Consider the following 1802-nt stretch of genomic DNA (forward strand, 5'->3'; position numbering starts at 1 on the left):
TTTTAATTGTTGAATATAAGCCCTAACTTTTGGTTGCTGATTTACGGTAAACTTCATCAAAATTTACCTCTATAAACTCTCCCACAACGGTCTCGCATATCGACTCGTTGCGGGAAAATTAGCGATTATTTTTCAATTTTAGATTTTAATCCCAGAAAATTCCAAAACTCCGATTTCAGCCAAAACGCCGCAATGAGCGATATGCAGTGTTAGCGAGCGTATTTTTTTCGCTTTTTTCGATTCAGAGTCGAATCGACTTTCACAAAACTAATCAGCGTTCCAGCTTTTCATTTATCGACTCTCAGCAAAAAAATCGATCACAAATTATATTTTGAGTTTTACTTTTTATCGGAAAAATCAATCTTAAATTTCACTCGTAATTTCACGGCTAAAAATTGAATTTAATTGTCAGATTTTGAGTTAAAATCAGTTGTCAACTGAATAAATTTCAATCCCAAATTTCGTGACAAAAAAAAATCGTTTTGACTAGATTTTAATTGCCAAACTTGAATTTAATTTCACTTTTCAGTGTTGAAATCGACGCGTGCTTTTTTCTGAATTTGTTTTTTATATGCTCGCTAACGGTCTCGCATATCGACTCGTTGCGGGAAAATTAGTAATTATTTTTTAATTTATGATTTTAACTTCCAGAAAATCCCAAAACTTTGATTTCAGCCGAAAAACCGCAATGAGCGATATGCAGTGTTGTACAACGTTTTTTATTCAATTAGAATTTATAAACTTTGTTCGATTCAAGCGTTAATAATTCCGCTTTCTGTCCAATTGATTTAATATTCTCAATTATTTCGTCAGCAATTTTTTTTGCTTTTTCATATTTAACTTCTTTATTAAAAGTGAATTGGATTCCTGGTATTTCCCAAGAGAAACTAAATTCATCTTCTCCAACAACATAAAAAGGCCATTCGTCTTTAATGACTTTTTTCCATTCAAATGAATTCGGTGTCATTATTCTGTCATATTCCTCGTTAGGAATTTCATCAACTCCGGTTATTAGAAACTCAAAATTCTCTCCAGTCCAATTTGTTCTGTCGACATTTTCACTTTTCGTTTTAGTTTTGGATTTAGTTTCCAGAGTAGACTTTTTCGTTATTTTTTCAGTCCGATTATCTTTTGGAATATTATCTAATTCGTTCAGTTTTTTCCTTAAAAATCGGAATAGTTTCATTTTTGGTCAAATGTTGTACAACGTTCTCGCATATCGCTTCGTTGCGGGAAAATTAGCAATTATTTTTCAATTTTATATTTTAACTTCCAGAAAATCCCAAAACTTTGATTTCAGCCGAAAATCCGCAATGAGCGATATGCAGTGTTGTAGAGCGTATTTTTTTCATTTTGATTAAGATTCAGAATTAAATTATTTCTCGTCAAAATTATCCGCTTCGCTCCTATTTTTTGAAATCAATTTTTGAGTTTTACTTTTAAATCGCAATTCGTGCTGGGTTTTTATTTGCGTAATTAAATCGGCTGAATTTTTATCATTTGAGTCGAATTAAATGTCAGTTTTTGACCTTAAATTTCGAATTTGTCAAATCTTAAGTTTCTACAATTTAATCATTTGTCAGCCGAGTGAAAATCAATCGAATTTCCAAATACAAAAATTTCGTTTTGATTAGAATTTAATTTCGTCTTTTTCGGTATTGAAATCGATGGGATTTTTTTTCGGAAAATGCTTTTTTTATATGCTCTACAACGGTTACGGCTATGCGCAGTGCGGTGTTAAATTACTATAATTTTGATTAAGGCACTAAGCCAAAACACTGTTTTTTGCATATTTTTCATTT

General features: G+C 31.2%; 1 protein-coding gene. It reads right to left on the bottom strand.

Annotated features, from left to right (window positions below; all coding sequences use genetic code 11):
- Positions 1-727: 727 nt before the first annotated feature.
- Positions 728-1186, bottom strand: a complete 459-nt coding sequence (locus BLW28_RS15490) for a hypothetical protein (RefSeq protein ID WP_073222362.1) — start codon at positions 1184-1186, stop codon at positions 728-730.
- Between the last annotated feature and the right edge of the window lie 616 nt (positions 1187-1802).

This window comes from Aequorivita viscosa, assembly GCF_900106795.1.
Lineage (GTDB): Bacteria > Bacteroidota > Bacteroidia > Flavobacteriales > Flavobacteriaceae > Aequorivita > Aequorivita viscosa.

What these genes read in the sequence shown, in the direction of transcription:
- BLW28_RS15490 (WP_073222362.1), bottom strand. Translation starts at nt 1,186, where the DNA reads ATGAAACTATTCCGATTTTTAAGGAAAAAACTGAACGAATTAGATAAT.